The 17,009-nt window shown below is 45.0% G+C and carries 13 protein-coding genes and 5 tRNA genes; 11 read left to right on the top strand and 7 right to left on the bottom strand.

Translation table 11 applies throughout. From position 1 onward, the window contains the following. Positions 1 to 104 precede the first annotated feature (104 nt). Positions 105 to 965, top strand: a complete 861-nt coding sequence (tesB, locus tag AC3D28_RS02230) for an acyl-CoA thioesterase II (protein ID WP_488535394.1) — start codon at positions 105 to 107, stop codon at positions 963 to 965. 60 nt (positions 966 to 1,025) lie between these two features. Here tesB and AC3D28_RS02225 read toward each other — a convergent pair whose 3' ends face one another. Beyond that, on the bottom strand, positions 1,026 to 1,496 hold the full coding sequence (locus tag AC3D28_RS02225; protein ID WP_098416426.1) for an Lrp/AsnC family transcriptional regulator: 471 nt from the start codon (positions 1,494 to 1,496) through the stop codon (positions 1,026 to 1,028). 139 nt (positions 1,497 to 1,635) lie between these two features. Between AC3D28_RS02225 and AC3D28_RS02220 the strand changes: the two genes are divergently transcribed. Together AC3D28_RS02220 and AC3D28_RS02215 are read left to right on the top strand one after the other, a co-directional pair. Continuing rightward, complete coding sequence (locus AC3D28_RS02220) at positions 1,636 to 2,730, top strand: PLP-dependent cysteine synthase family protein (RefSeq protein WP_488535393.1); 1,095 nt, start codon at positions 1,636 to 1,638, stop codon at positions 2,728 to 2,730. Positions 2,731 to 3,214: 484 nt separating this feature from the next. Then, a complete protein-coding gene (locus AC3D28_RS02215; RefSeq protein ID WP_488535392.1) occupies positions 3,215 to 3,538 on the top strand; it encodes a DUF1244 domain-containing protein in 324 nt (107 codons plus the stop codon). Positions 3,539 to 4,029: 491 nt separating this feature from the next. On the opposite strand, the gene vmeF is transcribed toward AC3D28_RS02215, so the two are convergent. Together vmeF and AC3D28_RS02205 are read right to left on the bottom strand one after the other, a co-directional pair. After that, positions 4,030 to 7,143, bottom strand: coding sequence for a multidrug efflux RND transporter permease subunit VmeF (gene vmeF / locus AC3D28_RS02210; protein ID WP_488535391.1), 3,114 nt, complete (start codon positions 7,141 to 7,143; stop codon positions 4,030 to 4,032). After that, positions 7,143 to 8,237 (bottom strand): efflux RND transporter periplasmic adaptor subunit, encoded by a 1,095-nt coding sequence (locus AC3D28_RS02205; RefSeq protein ID WP_098416077.1) that lies wholly within the window; start codon positions 8,235 to 8,237, stop codon positions 7,143 to 7,145. Before AC3D28_RS02205 ends, vmeF begins: the two co-directional genes overlap by 1 nt. Positions 8,238 to 8,520: 283 nt before the next feature. Here AC3D28_RS02205 and AC3D28_RS02200 point away from each other — a divergent pair. The 5 genes from AC3D28_RS02200 (at position 8,521) to AC3D28_RS02180 (ending at position 9,265) form a co-directional block, all read left to right on the top strand. Then, positions 8,521 to 8,605 (top strand) — tRNA-Tyr (locus AC3D28_RS02200). Between the two features lie 80 nt (positions 8,606 to 8,685). Further along, positions 8,686 to 8,770: transfer RNA gene (locus AC3D28_RS02195), tRNA-Tyr, on the top strand. 80 nt (positions 8,771 to 8,850) lie between these two features. Beyond that, a tRNA-Tyr gene (locus AC3D28_RS02190) sits at positions 8,851 to 8,935 on the top strand. A gap of 80 nt (positions 8,936 to 9,015) precedes the next feature. Next, positions 9,016 to 9,100 (top strand) — tRNA-Tyr (locus tag AC3D28_RS02185). An 80-nt stretch (positions 9,101 to 9,180) separates the two neighbouring features. After that, positions 9,181 to 9,265: transfer RNA gene (locus AC3D28_RS02180), tRNA-Tyr, on the top strand. Positions 9,266 to 9,557: 292 nt separating this feature from the next. Here AC3D28_RS02180 and AC3D28_RS02175 read toward each other — a convergent pair. Beyond that, on the bottom strand, positions 9,558 to 10,430 hold the full coding sequence (locus tag AC3D28_RS02175) for a Tim44 domain-containing protein (RefSeq protein ID WP_488535390.1): 873 nt from the start codon (positions 10,428 to 10,430) through the stop codon (positions 9,558 to 9,560). Positions 10,431 to 10,683: 253 nt separating this feature from the next. Between AC3D28_RS02175 and AC3D28_RS02170 the strand changes: the two genes are divergently transcribed. The 3 genes from AC3D28_RS02170 (at position 10,684) to AC3D28_RS02160 (ending at position 14,214) form a co-directional block, all read left to right on the top strand. Continuing rightward, positions 10,684 to 11,274 carry a TetR/AcrR family transcriptional regulator gene (locus AC3D28_RS02170; RefSeq protein WP_488535389.1) on the top strand — a complete coding sequence of 197 codons (591 nt, stop codon included), beginning with the start codon at positions 10,684 to 10,686 and terminating at the stop codon, positions 11,272 to 11,274. Positions 11,275 to 11,287: 13 nt separating this feature from the next. Continuing rightward, complete coding sequence (locus tag AC3D28_RS02165; RefSeq protein WP_488535388.1) at positions 11,288 to 13,162, top strand: MFS transporter; 1,875 nt, start codon at positions 11,288 to 11,290, stop codon at positions 13,160 to 13,162. A 119-nt stretch (positions 13,163 to 13,281) separates the two neighbouring features. Continuing rightward, a complete protein-coding gene (locus AC3D28_RS02160; protein ID WP_488535387.1) occupies positions 13,282 to 14,214 on the top strand; it encodes a YeiH family protein in 933 nt (310 codons plus the stop codon). 25 nt (positions 14,215 to 14,239) lie between these two features. Here the strand turns inward: AC3D28_RS02160 and AC3D28_RS02155 are convergent, their stop codons facing one another. The 3 genes from AC3D28_RS02155 to menC form a co-directional block, all read right to left on the bottom strand. Continuing rightward, positions 14,240 to 14,386 carry a hypothetical protein gene (locus tag AC3D28_RS02155; protein ID WP_488536102.1) on the bottom strand — a complete coding sequence of 49 codons (147 nt, stop codon included), beginning with the start codon at positions 14,384 to 14,386 and terminating at the stop codon, positions 14,240 to 14,242. A 117-nt stretch (positions 14,387 to 14,503) separates the two neighbouring features. Beyond that, entirely contained in the window at positions 14,504 to 15,925 is a 1,422-nt protein-coding gene (gene menE, locus AC3D28_RS02150; RefSeq protein ID WP_488535386.1) for an o-succinylbenzoate--CoA ligase, read from the bottom strand. Further along, positions 15,910 to 16,899, bottom strand: a complete 990-nt coding sequence (gene menC / locus AC3D28_RS02145; RefSeq protein WP_488535385.1) for an o-succinylbenzoate synthase — start codon at positions 16,897 to 16,899, stop codon at positions 15,910 to 15,912. The genes menE and menC overlap by 16 nt, the downstream gene beginning before the upstream one ends. Between the last annotated feature and the right edge of the window lie 110 nt (positions 16,900 to 17,009).

Raw genomic sequence — 17,009 nt, 5'->3', positions numbered from 1 at the left:
TAACGGTACTACTTTTAAGTCACTCAACAGCTCTCGCTGTAGTACTTCACAAGAGTACGAGTGTTAAGGTAACTTGGGATGAAAAATAACGGTGAGGAGACACAATGAGTAAACCATTACGAGAATTGCTCAGCCTACTACAACTCGAAAAGCTAGAAGAAGGCTTGTTTCGTGGTCAAAGTGAAAACCTAGGTTTACCTCAAGTTTATGGTGGCCAAGTCATTGGACAGGCCCTTTCTGCAGCACGTTACACCGTCGAAGCGACGCGAACGGTGCACTCCTTTCACAGCTATTTCCTATATCCTGGCGATCCGGAAAAACCGATTATATACGACGTAGAAAACCTGCGAGACGGCCGCAGCTTCAGCACCCGGCGCGTTAAGGCGATCCAAAATGGTCGCCCTATTTTCTACCTTACAGCGTCATATCATGGTGATCAGCCAGGGTTCGAGCATCAAAAAACAATGCCAGACATTCCTGGTCCGGAAAACTTTGCCTCAGAGAGCGAGCTTGCCAGCCATATTGCAGAGTTTCTTCCTGAACGGTTACGTAAGACTTTCTGTGGTGAAAAACCTATAGAGACGCGCCCCGTCACCGTTATCAATCCGCTCAAACCTAAAAAAGCAGAGCCAAAACAGTATTTATGGATTCGTGCGAACGGGGAAATGCCAAAGAATCAACTGATTCATCAATATTTATTGGCCTACGCGTCTGATTGGGGCTTCCTTGTCACCGCGATGCATCCCCACCAAGTATCCTTAATGACGCCAAATTTCCAAGTCGCGACGATTGACCATTCCATCTGGTTCCATCGTCCATTTAACATGGACGAATGGTTGTTGTACGCAATAGAAAGCCCAACGGCAAGCAACACTCGAGGCTTAGTACGCGGCGAAATCTATAATCAACAAGGCCATTTAGTTGCCACCGCGGTCCAAGAAGGAGTCATGCGCTACACTAAGTAAACTCGACGGGCATAATGAAGCTTTTGTAACGCTCTTGTGCCCAAACGGATCCAGCTATGGCTAATTACCTCCATTGATTGGTAACTCTGTCGTGTACTTGATCGACTCCATGGCAAAGGTCGACGTCACATTAGACAGCCCCTTTACACTATTGACTAGACGCTTATAAAAATCATCGAAACACTTCATATCTTTGACCAATACCTTCATCATGTAATCGTACTCGCCAGCCATCCGATAAAATTCCATCACCTCAGGAAAATCACTCACTGTTGTAACAAAGTGGTGATACCAATCTTCTGAATGATCGATGGTTTTAAGCTGAACGAAGGCAATAAAAGACAGATCAAGCTTCTCCGCACTGAGTAATGCCACACGCTTTTCAATATAGCCGTCATCTTCGAGCTTCTTTAGCCGCTTCCAACATGGCGTCGTCGTCAGATTGACTCGCTCTGCTAACTCACTCAGTGATAACGTACTGTCGTTTTGCAGCAAAGAAAGTAGCTGCCTATCTATTTTATCTAAACTAATTTCCACAAAACCATACATAAGGAGAAAAACTTTCTCCATAACCGTCAATTAAAAGCAACTATAGCAAAGTTTTTCTTTCATTTTATAGGTAAATTATCCCTATCTAATTCCTATTTATCGATTCCCAAGGAGAGAGGCTATGTGTACTGACCACAATTGGATCAACAATGCCGTGCGTAAAATCGAAGCAGACTTTCAACGCTCTGCTGATACTCATTTATTTAAACTAGACCTACCCTCTCTCGACGGTATCGATATCTATTTGAAAGATGAAAGCACCCACCCTACTGGTTCTCTGAAACATCGACTAGCACGCTCACTATTTCTGTATGCGATTTGTAACGGCTGGATCGGTCCAGAAACCACCGTGATTGAAGCCTCTTCTGGTAGCACGGCGGTGTCCGAAGCTTACTTTGCTCGTTTACTTGGTCTGCCGTTTATCGCGGTGATGCCAAAAACCACAGCACGCAAAAAGATCGAACAAATTGAATTTTATGGTGGTAAAGCGCACCTTGTGGAGCGTTCTGATCAGATTTACGATGAATCAAGACGTCTGGCCAGTGAACTAAATGGTCATTATATGGACCAGTTCACTTACGCGGAACGTGCCACCGACTGGCGAGGCAATAACAACATTGCGAACTCTATCTTCAACCAAATGAAATTAGAAGATCACCCGATCCCAAGCTGGGTCGTAATGAGCCCTGGCACTGGTGGGACATCTGCCACCATCGGCCGCTTTATCCGCTACCAAAAGTTTGACACTCAACTTTGTGTGGTAGACCCAGAAAATTCCGTCTTTTATGACGCTTTCCAATCAGGCAATGCAAACTTAAAAGGCAACTGTGGTAGTAAAATAGAAGGCATTGGCCGGCCACGCGTAGAGCCAAGCTTTATCACTGGCGTAATTGATGAAATGCGTAAAATTCCAGACGTAGCAAGCGTCGCAACAGCGCATTGGGTATCTCGGTTGATTGGACGTAAAGTCGGAGCATCAACTGGCACTAATCTTTACGGCGTACTTCAGATTGCGTGTGAAATGAAACAACGTGGTGAGACGGGATCTATCGTGACATTATTGTGTGATTCAGGTGAGCGTTACTTAGATACGTATTACGACTTGGCATGGGTAAAAGAGAACGTCGGTGATATTCAGCCTTATCTCGCTCAACTTGAAGTGATTCAAGCAAAAGGCTGTGTCGAGCCAGCGTGCCATGACCCTATAAACATTTAACCATCATACAGCCGATTAATAATACAGCCCGCGATCAAGCGGGCTGTTGCGTATCTCATCTTCAGTTCGTTGAATTATTTCTTTTGACGAGCTTCAAAAGTAGCCAATCGTTCTGGTGTTGCCGCAGGTGTAATGATCCACTAGTATTGGATAGACCAGATACAGCAACCTGGTGTTTACCCTCACCCAATCATCACCTCACTCTGATAATTCGTATCCTCACTTGACCGAGACTGACTATGAATCGCTGAAGTCCCAAAAGACTAAAGACGCTTGATCTAAGGTTAGGTGAAGGTGGTAGCATTTGAGAATGCAAACGGTGATGAGGTATTTGAAATAGGATTCACGGATGCGATCCTCAAAACCATTACTATAGATAGACCAAAGAATGAATGAAACTGGCCTATCGATTGAGTGCTTGATTGCATCAAATCACCCTGTAGACTGTAACAGGAAAAAAAGTAGTTTGAACAAGGAAAAGATTGTGGCTCAATTTAAATACAAGCAATTGTCTCAAGATCAACAAGATAAGCTCGACGCAGCAGCATTTCGTCGCTTATTAGCACATTTAGATGATCACAAGGAAGTTGCCAATATCGACCTAATGATCTTGGCAGGCTTCTGCCGCAACTGTTTCAGTAAATGGTATGCCGCAGAAGCAGAAAAGTTAGGTATTAATCTGGACTTAGATGATGCGCGAGAACGCGTTTATGGGATGACTTATACTGAATGGAAGACCAACCATCAGCAAAAAGCTACTCCTGAACAACTAGCAGCATTCGAAGCTCGCCAAGCGAAAAAAGATTAATAAGTGTACGGACTTATACATAATCTGACAGCTTAGGTGGGGAGAATTCAACATAGGGTGCTATGGATATAATAGCCCCCATATGATCCTCTCCCCTCTGGTACATCAAACCCACACAAACCGCCCACTCATGACGTCTTTTCAAAATAGACTGAGCCACTCAAAAGTTACTTAACTCAGAATGAACACAAATGAGCCAATCGACAAACACCCGCCGACCTTATGTCAGGAACAGCACATCGTGAGCAGAAAAGTCGAGCTGGCTAGTATCAGCAAACCCATACCAGTTCTATCTTTATCAGAGTAATTGGCTCCGCTTCCGTGCAACATGACTGGTATACTATAAGCAAGCTTTATCAAGCAGAAAATTTGCTCTAGCTCAACAAGTCTTATTGTGCACAGTCACGACCTTGTATCAAAAATTGACCGATGAGCATCATCCATACTATTGGTTCAATCAATATTAACATCAGTCACTGTTACGTTTTCTGCTACGGGTGAACGGTTCGTCCTTTGGTATCGTGACGGAGTGCTTTCTTCAGTTCTGCTTCGACATGGCCAGGCGATTGTGTTTTCGCAGATATCAAACGGTACATCGCTGGGATGACGAATAAGGTGACTAACGTTGCAAATCCCATCCCGAAAAAGATAACCGTACCGACGGCAATACGACTCTCATACCCCGCCCCTGTCGACAGTATCAACGGGATCGCACCAGCAAGTGTGGTAAACGCCGTCATCAGGATCGGACGTAAACGACGTGCAGCTGCATCAATGATCGCTTTTTCAAACTCAGCGCCGCGGTCACGTAATTGGTTGGCAAACTCTACGATCAAAATACCGTTCTTCGTCACCATACCAATCAACATGATCATGCCAATTTGGCTGTAAATATTCATCCCTAGGCCCATGACGACTAAACCTAAAAATCCACCAAACACCCCCATTGGAACAGTAAACATCACCACCAAAGGATTGACGAAACTTTCAAACTGAGCCGCCAAAACTAAGTAAGCAACCAGTAACGCTAAGGCAAACACAATAGCAACACTGGCTTGGTTCTCTTTAAAGTCTTTCGACTCGCCAGAGTAGCTCACCGAGATATCACTCGGTAGATTGTCTATCGCTTGTTGATCGAGGTAGTTCAATGCTTCACCCAAGGTATACCCTTCTGACAAATTGGCGGAAATTGTAATCGATTTCTGCTTATTGTAGTGAGAGAGACGAATGGAAGCCGCGACTTCTTCTATCTTGGTCACTGTGTCTAATGTTACAAGCCCGCCATTGGTGGTGCGCAAATAAATTTGGCTCAAATCCGCCGCATTATTGAAGCTGCTTTCGTCACCACGCAGGTACACATCGTACTCTTCACCACGCTCAACATACGTAGTTTCACTTTTACCACCGAGCATGATTTCCAACGTATCAGAGATGTCCTTTACACTGACGCCAAGTTCTGCGGCGCGCTGTCTATTTACCGTGACCAATAGCTCTGGCGTTTTCTCTGAGTAATCAATTTCTGTCCCTTCCATCATGGGTGACTCTTCTGCCTTATTCTTGAGCATATCCGCCCAAACCAACAACTCACCATAATCAGAGCCACCCAGAACAAACTGAACGGGCTCACTCGAACCACCTTTAAATCCTGGCATAAACGGAAAGACTCTCACGTCAGGCATGCCTGCTAACGCACCTCGAACCTTACTTAAAGCTTGTTGAGCCGTTACATCACGTTCATTCCAATCGTCAAGAATCATGATCACAAAACCTGTTTGGTCGCCTGCCTGCCCACCAAACGCTGGCGTTTGAATACTGAAAGACTTCAAATAACCTTGGCCTAAGAGTGGCATGAGTCTGTCTTCAACAATATCCATGTTTGCTGACATACGGTTGTAGGATGTCGCATCAGCACCACGCACAAAGGCAAAAATTACCCCGCGATCTTCCTGTGGGGTGAGTTGCGCTGGCACCTGATTCATTAGGAAGTAACTTCCGCCCATGCAAGCCAGTATCACAAGAGGGGCTGCCCAACGAACTTTCAGTGCGCCTTTCAACGCGGCTCGGTAACCGTTCTCCAACCTGCTGAATAGGCGATCAACAACTTGATTAAATCGGTTTGGCTTTATATTAGCTTTAAGGATCTGGCTCCCTAGTACAGGAGTTAGCGTCAGAGCAATCAAAGAAGAAAAGATCACCGACATTGCTAGCAATACCGAAAATTCAGTAAAGAGCAAGCCAACCATACCATCCATAAAGGAGATTGGCAGGAACACCATGACCAACACTAACGTCGTTGCAATAACTGCAAAACCGACTTCACGTGTGCCTTTATATGCGGCAAGCAAAGGGGACTCACCACGTTCGATATGATGGAAAATATTTTCTACCACAACGATGGCATCATCCACGACTAAACCGATGGAAAGGATCAGCGCCATCAAAGTGATCAAGTTGATCGAAAAACCAAAATAGTAAGCGGCAATGAAAGAGGAAATCAGTGAAACCGGAACCGTAACAGCTGGTATCAATGTTGCCCGCGCTTGGCCGATAAAGATGTATAACACCAAGATAACCAAGCCACCTGTAATAAATAGTGTGTTGTATACTTCTTCTATCGACCGCTCTATAAACACCGTGGCATCGTAATCGATAGCCAGACGGGTTCCATCTGGTAAAAACTTCTGAATACGATCCACTTCGGTACGCACCAGCTTTGCCACTTCAAGCGGATTAGCATCAGACTGAGGGACCACCCCCAAACTAACATTCACAACACCATCACTTTTAAAGGTCGAGTTTTCGTTCTCCGCACCGATAAACACATCCGCCACATCTTTCAAATAAATGGGCGTATTATCGCTCGCGCGCTTAACCACAAGATACTGAAAGTCTTCTGGCGTATTATAACTACGAGCAGTTCGAACCGACATTACCGTCGAGTCATTGCGAACTTCACCGCCAGGACTTTCTAGGTTTTCGCTGCGAAGGGCGGACGTAATATCCGAAGCGGTCACTGCACGGCCAGCCATCAATTCAGGCTTAAGCTCAACGTACATAACTTTGTACAAACCACCAGACAGATCAATAGAACTCACCCCAGAGATCAAGCTGAAGCGGTCCATTAACACACGTTCCGCATACTCCGTCAGCTGAGTTCGATCCATTTCTGCTGAGCTAAGATTAATGTATAGCGAAGCCTGACCTGACCCGTTATTTTTGTAAACTATCGGATCGTCCGCTTCATCAGGTAATGAACGTTGGGCTCGAGCAACAGCATCGCGAACATCGCTTACCCCGGTATTGAGATCATACCCCAACTCAAAAGTAATCGTGATACGCGAACTGCTGTTGCGTGTTGTAGAACTGATTTCATCTATGCCACTGATACCTGAAAGCTGATCTTCCAATACGGAGGTGATTTGGCTTTCGATGATGGTGGCCGACGCCCCTTCGTAACGGGTACTGATAGAGACTACCGGACTTTCAATATCTGGCATCTCACGTACCGCAAGCTTGGTGAACGAAACAAAACCAAATACACACAACAGCATGCTCAACACCAACGCTGCGACTGGGCGTTTGACCGAAACGTCAGAAAGTAACATTAGTTTTCATCCTTAGCCGATGCTTGGTTAAGGTTGGTGGGATTGGCTGATTTCGCTTTGGAAGGGACGACAATTTCTTTTACCTCTACACCATCACGCATATTAACGATGCCTTGAACAACAATCTTATCGCCAACTTCGACACCCGATTCAATAACAACTTCGTTGTCAACACGAGCACCAAGAGCAACCTCTTGCCGTGCTGCTTTATTGTTGCTATCAATGACATATACATAGCGTTTAGTACCTGAATATTCTAACGCTTGGACAGGAATAATCGGCGCTTCAATAGCCGGGAAAGCCAATGAGGCATTCATTAACATGCCCGGTTTTAAACGATTTTCAGGGTTATCAAACTCAATACGAACACGCAAGTTGAGAGTTTCAGCACTGATCCGAGTGTCAATCCCCGTGACTTTGCCTGTAAACGTTTTGTTATCCCATGCACTTGTTTTGGCGACGACTTCCATGCCAACAGAAAGCATTGATAAATATCGCTCTGGTATTTGTAAGTCTAACTGCATCACGGAAAGGGCATCGAGTGTCAGAAGTTCAGTCCCAGCACTCACCATTTTTCCGCGGCTAAAATCAATAAAGCCCACCGTCCCCGAGAAAGGGGCTGTAATATGAAGATCGGCTAGGTTCGCTTTGGCTGCATCAAGGCGTGCCTGCGCGATTTCTACGCTGGCTTTTTGCGCGTCGATTTCCGTTTGAGTTATCGCATTTCGCTGTACCAAACGCTGGAATTCTTTTAGCTTGCGTTGTTCATCTTTAAGGTATGCTTTCGCTTCGATTAAAGCAGCTTGGGCCTTATCATCGTCCAATTGGATTAATAATTGTCCCTGTTGCACGTTTTGATTCGCTTTTACGGCGATCTGATTTACTTTTCCAGCGACTTCAGACGCGACAATCACAGATTCTGCCGCCTCTAATTTTCCGATAAGCGACAATGACTGGTTGATGTTATGTGTTTCTACTTGCTCAGTCACAACGGTGACCGCTGATGGCCCTCGCATCGCAGCCAACGCTGCAGGAGAGTTCATTAATATAAAAAACGATAAAACAGATAAGGATAAAGTGGCTTTCATGCTCATGATATTGGCTTCTAAAAGAATAAACTGATGTCATTAAACTACTCACAGTTTACCAATAGATACGTTGTCTAACGTCAAGTAGTGTAAATTCAAGTAAAAGAGTATTTTTGTTTTGTTTAAAGTACATACAAAACGCTGAATTTCTACCACCCTTGCCCAAAAAGACAGCATTCAACGTAAAAACGCCAGAAAAACGCTTTACAGCCTGAGCGAGTTTGCTATGATTCGCTCCGCACTTGGGAGATGAGTTGGGAAAACATCTTACTAAGTATAAAAATACCCTGGAGGGGTTCCCGAGTGGCCAAAGGGAGCAGACTGTAAATCTGCCGGCACTGCCTTCGATGGTTCGAATCCGTCCCCCTCCACCATATTTCTTCTTGTGATTGCATCATGAGAAACAACTTGGAAAGTTGTGTTGGGAAAACACTATTCAAGTATAAAACACCCTGGAGGGGTTCCCGAGTGGCCAAAGGGAGCAGACTGTAAATCTGCCGGCACTGCCTTCGATGGTTCGAATCCGTCCCCCTCCACCATATTTCTTCTTGTGATTGCATCATGAGAAACAACTTGGAAAGTTGTGTTGGGAAAACACTGTTCAAGTATAAAACACCCTGGAGGGGTTCCCGAGTGGCCAAAGGGAGCAGACTGTAAATCTGCCGGCACTGCCTTCGATGGTTCGAATCCGTCCCCCTCCACCATATTTCTTCTTGTGATTGCATCATGAGAAACAACTTGGAAAGTTGTGTTGGGAAAACACTATTCAAGTATAAAACACCCTGGAGGGGTTCCCGAGTGGCCAAAGGGAGCAGACTGTAAATCTGCCGGCACTGCCTTCGATGGTTCGAATCCGTCCCCCTCCACCATATTTCTTCTTGTGATTGCATCATGAGAAACAACTTGGAAAGTTGTGTTGGGAAAACACTATTCAAGTATAAAACACCCTGGAGGGGTTCCCGAGTGGCCAAAGGGAGCAGACTGTAAATCTGCCGGCACTGCCTTCGATGGTTCGAATCCGTCTCCCTCCACCATATAAAAAATCCAGCTCATTGAGCTGGATTTTTTCGTTTCAGGGCTGGTGAACGTCAACGTATGATTAGATCACCCAAGATGCGATGCTGATTTAGGCGACTTCTAATGAATTGTATGTAGTAATACGCAGTAATCCTGAACTGTATGTTAGTTTAGAACGATGCCTCTCGCTTTCTTAATTGGACTATCAAGCGATTGACGGAAAGATAAAAGTCCATCGCTATACATCAGATACAAAAAATCCCGCAGGGGGTGCGGGATTTTTTTAAGACTAAATTGGTTTAAAGGTGACTAGCCTTGAATACCAACAATCAACCAAGGCGCGTTAGGTACAGTAAGATCACGCTCTAGGTGCCAAATATCTTCGATACTCTCTTCGACGCCTTCAACGGCGTCACGGTAACGACCACTGAACTGCAAACTTAATTGTGCTTTATTCGCGTCATAATCTGCACGTACAATTTCAGCATCAACATACATGACATCCGTGTGCTGCTCACCTTCTAGCTTCGCTCGTTCTGCTTTAAGATCATCCAACAAGCTTGGAGAGACATACTCTTCAATGGTTTCTAGCTGATTGTGGTTCCAGGCGCCTTGTAAGATTCGGTAGTGCTCACGAGCACCATTAACAAAAGCGGCTTGGTCAAAACCTGGTGGGTAATTGTGTGGTACATCACTTTGAGACCCAAAACCAGTAAAACCACTTGTATTTGAGTTTGGCTGCTGTTCAAAGTTTTGCATATTAGGTTGCTCAAACTTAGACGTGTTACCACCAAATGCTGGTTGATGACGATGCTGGTTCATGCTGCCTTGCTTTGCACCTAACATGCCGCGCATCAACTTAAAGATGAAGAAGGCAATCAAACCAATAATTAGGATATCCATAAACTGGATACCTTCAAAAGCACCACCAAAGAAAGCAGCAAGCAGTCCACCAGCTAAAAGACCACCAAGGAGACCACCCATCAAGCCTTTTTTGCTTGAAGATTTTGCCGTCTTCTCTTTACCGATCGTATTAGTGTTTTGTTGCTGTTGTTTAGGCGCAGGGGCAGTTTTGTAACTCTTACCAAAAGACTTACCACCACCAAACCTTTTCGCTTCTGCGATAGGTGTTACAGCGACAGTAAACATTAATAGAGCAACAATAGAAAATAAACGTTTCATCGTTATCCTTAAAGTTAACATATCTAAGGTGGTGCCCTATCAATACGAAACAATTATGGTTTCAAACAGTAGCACGCCAAAGATGATAGTGAGGTTATCATACTCTGTATGTCAGTTGATGAAAATAGCCTAAAGAAGCTGACATGTATCAGAATATTGCCAAGTCTGTTGGCTTGCACTTGATTGCGTTATTGACGGTTAATAAGTAGCTGACTATCATATTGAACAATGTTCAATAAACCAGTTTGAGAGTATGGCACGCAGAAACGATCACACTAGAGAAGAGTTAATAAATTTGACGCTGACCACAGTCAAAAACTTTTTAGATGAGCACTCTTACCACGAGCTGAGCCTGCGTAAAATCGCTAACATGATTGGCTATGTGCCGAGTACACTTGTTAACATTTTTGGTAATTACAACATATTACTGCTGCATGTTGTCGCCCAAACTTTAGATGAATTAGCGCAAGAGGCTCAAAAAGCCACAAATAACAGCAAAGATGCCCACCAAGCTCTATTTGAACTCGCATACTGCTACCATGATTTTGCTCAAAAGCACCCTTACCGCTGGCAACTTGTTTTCGAACACAATATGAACGGCGCACCACTCCCTGACTGGCATGCGAAACGGATTGATGGTATGACTGGCATGCTTGAGTCATTACTGGCTGAAATTGCACCCCATCGAACAGAATCTGAAGTTGTGAAAGCAAGCCGCGTATTATGGTCTGGCGTGCATGGTATTACCTTGCTCAGTGTTGATGATAAGTTTTTCTCTAGCGAGCCTGTTGATGGCAAAGAATTGATCGGTAACTTGCTGTCTAACTATCTCACTAACTGGTAATAAAGGGTTATTCATGTCATCCGACAGACCGTCGTTCTTGCTGACGCAACGAAAGTTCTTGCCCTATTTTATTACTCAATTTTTTGGCGCTTTCAACGACAACATTTTCAAAAACGTTTTATTGCTGTTTGTTGCTTTTGCGGGTTCTAGCGCGTTGCCAATTTCAAGTAACCTGTTCATCAACTTAGCCGCTGGCTTGTTCATCCTGCCATTCTTCTTATTTTCTGCGTCAGCAGGCGTTTTAGCCGACAAATACGAGAAGTCATGGTTTATTCGTAAGGTAAAGCTATTTGAAATCGCCATTATGATCTTGGGGGCTATCGGCTTTATTACTGAAAGTTACGGCGTGTTGTTGCTGCTACTGTTTTTAATGGGCACTCAGTCTGCATTCTTTGGCCCTGTCAAGTACGCGCTCTTACCACAAAAATTAAACGCCAAAGAGTTGGTACCGGGCAATGCCCTAGTTGAAGCGGGCACTTTTATCGCCATCCTGATTGGCACACTAGGAGCAGGCCTCATTGCATCTGCCGACAATGCTAAGTACCTTGCTGCGCTTTGCGTGGTTATATTTGCGGTGTTGGGTTACTTGTCGAGCCGTTCTATCCCCTTTGCCGCCGCAAGTGCTCCCGAGCTTAAGTTCCATTGGCAACCGTATCAACAAACTAAGCACACCTTGTCTATCGCCAAGTCTGATCGGATTGTATTCCAATGTATTATGGCGATCAGCTGGTTTTGGTTTTTAGGCGCAGCGTACCTGACTCAGTTCCCAAACTTCACCAAGGTGTATCTGAATGGCACAGAGAGCGCGGTTTCTTTCTTACTCGCATTATTTTCTATTGGGATAGCCCTAGGGTCGCTAGTTTGCAACTGGATCTCTAACCATCGGATCGAGATAGGTATTGTGCCTATTGGCTCGCTCGGGATTACGATATTCGGTTATTTAATGGCCACATCAATCCCAAGCGAATTACCTCAGTTTAATACATTCGTTGACTTCTTTAGTTATGAGCCTTTTAGGCCGCTCTTTTTCTATCTATTAATGATCGGCGCTTCAGGTGGACTATTTATCGTACCGCTTTACGCCTTAATGCAATTCCGAGCAAAAGAAACAGAACGTGCGCAAGTTATCGCTGGGCTTAATATTTTCAACTCTCTGTTGATGGTAGGGAGTGCGCTATTAGGTATTGTGTGCCTAAGTGTGCTTAAAATGTCCATTCCACAGCTGTTCGCTTTGTTGGCCATCCTGAACTTTTTAGTCGCTGCTTACCTCTTTTTGCAAATCCCAGTCTTCGTCGTGCGCTTTGTGGTTTGGATGCTCACTCACAGCATTTATCGAGTGAAGCACAAAAATCTACATCATTTGCCAGAGCAAGGCGGCGCATTGATCGTATGTAATCATGTTAGCTATATGGATGCTTTACTGCTAAGTGCGGTGTGCCCACGATTAATTCGCTTTGTCATGGAAGAAGATTATGCCAACCTGCCACCGTTAAGACGCTTTTTACGTCGAACGGGAGTGATTCCTATTTCAGCGAATAGCCGAAGCTCTATCAGACGTGCATTTAGTGATGTAGAAACTGCATTAAACGAAGGCCATCTCGTCTGTATTTTCCCAGAAGGAAAATTGACGTCTGACGGCGAAATGAATGAATTTATGCGTGGTATCAATATCATTCTTCGTCGCAGCCCTGTTCCCGTGATTCCTATGGCGTTGAAAGGCTTATGGGGTAGCTATTTCAGCCGAGCGAAGGGACGAGCTTGCCGAGGTTTACCAACCCGATTTTGGTCTAAATTGGAAATTGAAGCTGGCGAACCAATACCACCGAGTGAGGCTACGGCCAACGTCATGTTTAATAAAGTTCATCAACTCCGTGGCGATTGGCGTTGATGGTAAAGAGAATGAACGCACGTTTAGAATAGCTGAACGTGCGTTCAAGTCATTAATACAAATTGACCATGAACGATGAGATATACTCTCGGTTTACTCACAACAACGAATAGTAAGCCTTGAATAAAAAATACCTCCTGTTTGGATTCGCGTTACTCTTTTGCTTAAGTCCTTTTGTATCCTCTCCTATTGCTCTGGTTCTCGGTTTTTTACTCACCAGTTTTGGCTTTGTGCCGTCCCAGCTTCCTATCGCCTCTTTCACTAAGAAATTACTTTCCTACTCTATTATTGGTTTAGGCTTTGGGATCAATTTCGAACAAGCACTTACCGTCACATCGGACGGTATCGGTCTAATTATTGCCACCATAGTTGGTACGTTAGCTATCGGCTCGGTTATCGCCAAAGTAATAAAGTTAGAGCGTACAACGGCTTACTTAATCTCTTCAGGTACAGCCATCTGTGGTGGTAGCGCGATTGCGGCCGTCGCGCCTGCAATTAGAGCAAAAGATGAGCAAATAGGGTTGGCACTGGCGACTGTATTTGTGTTGAACTCTCTGGCGCTATTTATTTTTCCGCTAATAGGTCATGCTTTAGAGCTAGATCAGCACACATTTGGCACATGGGCGGCAATTGCCATACATGACACCTCTTCTGTCGTTGGAGCGGCATCGGCCTACGGTGAGCAAGCACTTACCACTGCTACCACATTAAAACTGGCACGAGCGCTATGGATCATTCCTGTGGCATTACTCAGTGCTGTTATTTTTTCACGGGGAAATGACGACAGTGGATCGCGTAAGCTAGTGATCCCTTACTTTATTTTCTGGTACTGTGCAGCTATCGCTTTCAGTGATTTATTCCCACAGTTTGAGGGGGTGTACCACGGTATATTCACCGTTGCAAAACAAGCACTGGTGGTGTGCTTATTTTTGATTGGCTGCAGTATTTCGACTTCGACGTTGAGAAGCGCGGGAGCGAAGCCATTATTATTTGGCGTGAGCTTATGGGTATTAATTTCAACCACCTCACTAAGCTGGTTAGTTTTTAGGTAATTGTCTTCGGTTAGTTGTGCTGCGATCATATCTGATTAAGTTTGTTATTCTTCAGTACAAACATCAGTGCGAACGCAATCAAAAAAGCCGTCAGTTCAGCCAAGGAACGAGTCAGCCCTTCGCTGCTGACAGCAATGCAGATTTGCAGCACAACCGCTACCACTAATGTCATTTTGACCATCCTGAACCTTATGCCTCTTTCCTGTCTGTCTTGAGGCACAATTATGATTCAGGGTTATAAGGATACGAAATTCTCTTTCCGACTAACACATAGCGAAATTGACTAATACTACGTCAAGGACAACAACCATTTTTTCACCGCTTTACGAGAGACTTTAATTCCACCTTCCAATAAGTCTTGTGGCATTAAATGATACTCAATCGGCCATTTGAATTTTTCTAATCTCGCCTGTAGATGCTGTTCATATTCAGCCTTGGTGAGCAAACCGTCTGATTGAATCACAGCAACCGGACGATGACCAAAATCAGCATCCTCAACAGGTATCACTATGCTTTGAACAATGCTATCCATTTGGTTGAGCGCGGCCTCAACCTCTTCACAATGTATATTCTCACCGCCAGAAATAAACTGGTTGTCGGCACGACCGATGATCTTTAATTCATCCCCCTGCCATTCTCCTAAATCTTTACTATCAAACCAGCCTTGTTCATCCAACAACAGGGTAACTTGACCTTGATAGAAATACCCTGCCGCGAGCGTTTTCCCACCGACCAAAATACGCTGATCCACCAGCTTGACCTTACGGTTTTTTAATAAGTGCCCGGCACTAATCACATCATCAACTTTCTTTGCCGTTACGGTGGAGGCCGCTTCTGTCATGCCGTAACCCAACCATGCCTCAACCCCCTTTTCTGTGGCGCGTAGTGCCAGCTCGTGATCGACGTGACTGCCGCCCAGTAACACATGAGTTAAAGACAAGTCTATCTTGTTACCTAACAGACGTTTAAGCTGCGCTGCAACGAGCGAAGCATGAGAAACACCTTGGATATCTTCTGCTAATTCCCCGTCGCCTACTTTCAATGTTGCACCCGCAAATAACCAACGGTAAACAATCGCCAAACCAGAAACATGATAGAGAGGAAGCGACAGCAGCCAAGTGTCTTGTTGAGTGAAAGTAAACTCACTCAGCAAGCCTTCTGCTGAAGCAAAGTGTTGTCGATGCGTGTGCACCACGGCTTTGGGGAAACCAGTCGAGCCCGAGGTGAAAACCACAGAAGCGAGCCGATCATGATGATACCCATCTTCAAGTATTAGATCGCTGTTTAAATTCAGCACTTCTGATGTGCTAAGCACAGTCGCATTCAAGGATTCCAGTTCATGAGGTGTAAACGTCGAAGCACAGTCCTTGGCAAACCAAATGAATCGCGTTTGTTCAGGCTTATAGAGCGTAGTGAGTTTATTTTGTAATGAGCCTATCGGTTGGAGCATGGTTAAGGCAGAAATCGCACCAAGCTGCTGAGAGGCGAGATAAAGTAGCAAAGTCTCCGTTTGGTTTTTACCGACTAAGGTCACCACATCACCACGAGTCACACCTTGTAGGTTCAAGTAGTGCGTATATTGATGAATCCGTAACGCGAGCTGTTGCCAATTTAACGTTTCTGACGATGTTTCAAGTGCAATAGAAAAAGGGCTCGTGTGAGCCCAATGGTTCCATGGCGCCATCGCAATATTGTCTATGCTGAATGCCACACGATCTCCTGTTGGGTTAGAGGAACAATAGGAAGTTCACATTTTGGCCAACCCTGTTCTAGCTGTACTGTGAACAAACCAACAGTATCCAAACCGGGAACTTCATCAGGTAATTGCCATTGAGCCAATCGCGCCAGTTGAGTGAGACCTAAACTGGACTCAATACTCGAACTGATGACCGCTTTAATCCCCAATGACTTAGCCTTATCTATCAGTGTAATACAGAAATCCACCGACCCAATGAGTGTCGGCTTAATAATGATCGTTTTCACACCGGTCAGATCCTCTAGACAGAAATCTTCACGGCGAACCGCATCTTGCAGCGTTTCATCCCAAGCAATCGCAATGCCAGCGTTAATCGCAAAAGAAAGGCTATCCCCGGGCGAACGACACGGCTCTTCCAAGAAAGTAATCCGCTGACGCAACGACGGGGTAATGTATTTCGCAAACTGCTGCGCTTTTTCTGGTGTCCAAGCGCGGTTCGCATCAAGTCGAAGCGTTAATTGAGGAATCGATTCAAGGAACAGATTCACAAGCATGCCGTCACGAATTGGCTCATAAAGCCCGACTTTCACTTTCGCGACTTTCTCACCTTCCATTTCGTTCAGCTTTGGAATGAGCTCGTCTGGGTCGCCAGTGCATAGTGGCGCTGTTTGATACTTACCTTGTTGGGGTAAACCACCAGCTAACTCTAACTGTGCCATCGATAAACCAAACGCGACCGATGGATACATGTTGGCGTAATCCACATCCAACCCTGCAACCCAACGCTCCGCTTGTTCTTGTAGCTGAATACCAGCATCTTCGGGGCTCTCTAAACTAAAACCAGGAAGAGGAGCGACTTCTCCAAGTCCGATTTTGTCACCTTCTGAAAGCGCAACAACATAACCAACACGTTCAGTTAGCTTATTATCTCGCAGGATGACACCACTATCCATGGGCAAGCTATAACGATAAATTTTCGCTTCACGCATAATTCGAGTCCTATGTAATGCCGTATATTTTGAGCGTTCTGACAAGGAACTTCATCAGCCTCCCAGAGGGCGAGGCGCTCAGAAAAAATGGAACAGAGGAGCTAAAACAC

The organism is Vibrio sp. TAP-3B (assembly GCF_057784735.1).
Note: the sequence above shows the minus strand (reverse complement) of the source record. Positions and strands in the feature narration are given on the sequence as shown.